Origin of the sequence: Pseudomonas sp. (genome assembly GCF_037994325.1) — a bacterium.
In the GTDB taxonomy this organism is placed as follows: Bacteria; Pseudomonadota; Gammaproteobacteria; order Pseudomonadales; family Pseudomonadaceae; genus Aquipseudomonas.
The window spans coordinates 1-3707 of the sequence record NZ_JBBNAH010000321.1 but is presented as its reverse complement, the minus strand read 5'-3'; the positions used below and the strand labels follow the sequence as shown (position 1 = coordinate 3707).

Genomic DNA, 3707 nt, shown 5'->3' with positions numbered 1-3707 from the left:
AGTTTTTCCACGCCGTCTTTCACCGCAAACACATCGGCCCGGCACACCGCCTGGCGTTGCCCGGCCTTTAGCACTTCGCTGCGGCAGATCAGTTTTTCGCCAATTGCCGGAGCCAACAGATTGAGTTTGTATTCGCTGGTCACCACGTCACCGACCATGGAGGCGGCTGCCCAGGCGCAGCCACTGTCGACCATAAAGCCGACCACGGCGCCATGGATATAGCCGTGGTGCTGGCACAGGTCGGGGCGGCTGAGCACTTGCAGGCTGACTTTGCCGGGTTCGAAGTCCAACAGTTCGGCGCCCAACATCTGCGCAAAAGTGGAGTGTTCCAGGGCGTGTTCCAGACGTTCACGGCTGATGCCGGCAGGTGCGTTCATGGTGGTGTTACTCAACGTGGGTTCGTGCAGAGCATTGACCCACTTACGCCCGGTAACAACGTGCATCAGAGGCTGTGATGGTTGTGCATCAATTGCAGGCCATTGGCCAACCTTGACTTGCCGGGGCGCGTTCCTTAGCGTGCCGCATCAGTTTCCAGAGTGCAGGATTTGCCCATGACCGCAGACGACAAGATCAAGCTTGAGGCCGGCTGGAAAGCCGCCCTGCGTGAAGAGTTTGATAAGCCTTATATGAAGGCTCTGAGCGAGTTTCTGCGCAGCGAAAAGGCTGCCGGCAAAGTGATTTTTCCGCCCGGTCCGATGATCTTCAACGCCCTCAACTCGACGCCGCTGGACCAGGTGAAAGTGGTGATCATCGGCCAGGACCCTTACCACGGCCCCGGCCAAGCCCATGGCCTGTGCTTTTCGGTGCAGCCCGGCGTACCAACGCCACCGTCGTTGCAGAACATCTACAAAGAGCTCAAGCGCGACCTGAATATCGACATCGCCCCCCACGGCTACCTGCAAAGCTGGGCCGAGCAGGGCGTGTTGCTGCTTAACACCTCGCTTACCGTGGAGCAGGCCAATGCCGGTTCCCACGCGAAAAAAGGCTGGCAGCCGTTTACCGATAAGGTCATCGAAGTGGTTAACGCGCGGCCGGGCAATCTGGTGTTTCTGCTCTGGGGCGCCCATGCGCAAAGCAAGGTGCCCTTGATCGACACCACTCGCCACCTAGTGCTGAAATCGGTGCATCCGTCGCCGTTGTCGGCACACCGCGGGTTTATCGGCAATGGCCATTTCAGCCGCGCCAATCAATACCTGAAAGAGCGCGGCTTACCGCCAATCGAGTGGAAGTTGCCGCCGCTCTGAGCCCGATTGGCTCTTTATGCCGTAGGGTGTGCTATGCGCACCATGCCGATACCGGAGAAATCGCTAGGTGCGCACAGCACACCCTACGGGCATGTCATATCTGCCAGCTGTTTACGCATCCCTTCCAGGCGCTCTTGCAGGCGTTCGCGCTGCTTGGCGTCGGCACTTGATACCAAGTCGGCAAACAGTCCGCTTAGCGCCAGCTGCGCGGCGTCAAACTGCTGCTGATAGTCAGGTGTCCAGTAGCTCATTCGCTCTTGCAGCAAGCGTTTCATCTGTGTGGAGAACTGCTCGCCTTTGCGCTCGTTGATCGCCGCTAGAAACGCTTGCTGCCAGCGCTGGTTGTTGTCCAGCCAGCCCCGGTTGTAATCGCCAAGTTGCTGCGCCCACGTCTTGATTCGCGCCTTTTGCTCGGGATGTAAACGGCCAAACCACGGTTTCACCCGCTCCTCCATACGCTCAGCCCGATCGGCAATCTGTTCGTCGAGGGGCAGCTCCAGATAGTCCTCGCGCTGTTCTTTGTTTTGCTTGGCCAGGTTTTTTTCAAGCTCCTGCACCTGTGCCGGGCTCATGCCTTGGAGCAGCTCGGTAAGGTCCGGGGTGACCTGCACCACGATGGCATCCACCGCATGGCGAAATTCGCTGAATTGCGCTTGGAATTGTGCCGCCTCTGGTTTGGCTTCGCCCGCTAGCTTGGCACTACGTTGCAGCCAGTCGGCATAGCGCGGCAGTTGGGTTTGGCAGTGCCAGGCAATGTGCTGGGTGAGGCGCGGCTTCAGCCAGGCCTTTTGCTCGCCGGTGAGGCTGACGTAGTTGTCCATCGACCAGGGAATTAACAGGTCGAGATTGCGGTAACCCAGCTCCAGGCGGCTGCAAGAGGTCAGGGCGATAAGGCTGGTGATCAGCAGCAACGCGCGTAATCGCTTGGCCATGGGCTACTCCAGCTGAGATGACTGAAGGATAGACCGGAGCCTAAGGCAGAAGTGCGGCGCACCTGGGTCCCCGCTTGCGCGGGGATGACGGAGGTTTTGATGCAGACTCCCGCCATCCTCTGCTGGGGTGGTGGTGCGCTGTATCAGGTTCCGGAGTCTCGCGCCCACCGCCGATAGATCGGTTCAGCGAGGAACAACACTAACAACAAGCGCAGCACCTGCATCGCCGTCACCAGCGGCACCGACAGTTGCAAGGTTTCCGCCGTCAGGCTCATTTCGGCAATGCCGCCGGGCATCATGCCCAGGGTCAGCGAGCGGATGTCCAGGCTGGTCATCCAGCCCAGCCCCAATGCACACAGCGCGGCAGCGCCAATCATCAAGGCGGTGCCCAACAGCGTGCGGGCGAGGAAGGAGGGCGCGCGGCGAAAAAAGGCGCGGTCGAAGTGACAGCCCAGGCCGCTGCCGATCAATAGCTGGCCGACCTGACTGGCGCCGTGGGGCAGGCCCAGTTGCAGATCAAATATCACGCTCGCCCCAGCGCTGACCAGCAGCGGCCCAAACAACCAAGGGTTGGGTTGCTGCAAGCGCTGCCAGAGCAAGGCCAACAAGCCGCCTAATGGCACCAGTAGCGCCAGCCACAACCAGTCGACGGGCGCCGAATGGGTGAGCAGCGGCCCATCGCCAAGCAAAAACTTAAACGCGGCCGGCACACATAACACCACCGCTACTACGCGCAAACTTTGCCCGGCGGCGACGCGGCTGGTGACTGCGCCATTGCGCAACCCCAGGTTGACCATCTCGCCGGAGCCACCGGGCATGCTGGAAAAGAATGCGGTGGCCTTGTCCTCGCCAGTACGGCGCAACACCCACACCGCAATGGCGCTGGAGCCAGTGGTCACCAGGGCGCCAAACAGGATCAGCCAAAAGTGCGCCGTCACCTGCTCAACAACTGCGGGGGAGAAGTGCAGGCCAATACCGATGCCAATAATCCACTGCCCGGCTTTGCGCCCGCCCGGCAGGTCGCGAATGGCCCAGGGCGTGGCGCAGCGAAACAGGATGACCGCCACCAAGGCGCCGATCATCCACGGCAGCGGCCAGTGCGCCAGGCTGGCGAGTACGCCACCCACGGCGCCCATCAACGGCGTTGGCCACCACAAGCGCCAGCCTTTAAGCATTGGCCAGGGCCCGGCGCTGCTTGGCGCGGCGGCGCCAGATACGCACGATCGGCAAGGCCAGCATTACTAGCACCAGGGCCCACACACCCATGGTGATCGGGCTGCCCCACAAAATGCCCAGCTCGCCATTGGAGATCGACAACGCCCGGCGCAGGTTCTGCTCCATCAAACCGCCCAAAATAAAGCCAAGCAGCAGCGGCGACAGCGGGAAATCCAGCTTGCGCAGGATGTAGCCAAAGATGCCGATGATCACCATCAGGAACAGGTCAAAGGTGGTGGCATGCACCGCATACACGCCGATGGAGGTGATGATGGCGATGATTGGCACCAACACCCAGTTCGGCACATTCAAGATG

5 protein-coding genes are annotated in these 3707 nt (G+C 60.8%); 1 reads left to right on the top strand and 4 read right to left on the bottom strand.

The window, feature by feature from the left end; translation table 11 throughout:
- The coding region (locus tag AAAB16_RS10895; protein ID WP_340663332.1) for a PaaI family thioesterase at nucleotides 1–443 on the bottom strand (443 nt) is incomplete at its 3' end.
- Nucleotides 444–551: 108 nt separating this feature from the next.
- On the opposite strand from AAAB16_RS10895, the gene ung reads away from it, so the two are divergent.
- The gene (ung, locus tag AAAB16_RS10890) at nucleotides 552–1244 is read left to right on the top strand and encodes a uracil-DNA glycosylase (protein ID WP_340663331.1); all 693 of its coding nucleotides are present in this window, start codon (nucleotides 552–554) and stop codon (nucleotides 1242–1244) included.
- Between the two features lie 83 nt (nucleotides 1245–1327).
- Here ung and AAAB16_RS10885 read toward each other — a convergent pair whose 3' ends face one another.
- From AAAB16_RS10885 to AAAB16_RS10875, 3 genes are all read right to left on the bottom strand, one after another.
- Complete coding sequence (locus AAAB16_RS10885) at nucleotides 1328–2176, bottom strand: DUF6279 family lipoprotein (protein WP_340663330.1); 849 nt, start codon at nucleotides 2174–2176, stop codon at nucleotides 1328–1330.
- A gap of 143 nt (nucleotides 2177–2319) precedes the next feature.
- The gene (locus AAAB16_RS10880; RefSeq protein WP_340663329.1) at nucleotides 2320–3351 is read right to left on the bottom strand and encodes an AbrB family transcriptional regulator; all 1032 of its coding nucleotides are present in this window, start codon (nucleotides 3349–3351) and stop codon (nucleotides 2320–2322) included.
- Nucleotides 3344–3707: tripartite tricarboxylate transporter permease (locus AAAB16_RS10875; protein ID WP_340663328.1), on the bottom strand; the 364-nt coding region annotated here is incomplete at its 5' end. The genes AAAB16_RS10875 and AAAB16_RS10880, both read right to left, overlap by 8 nt.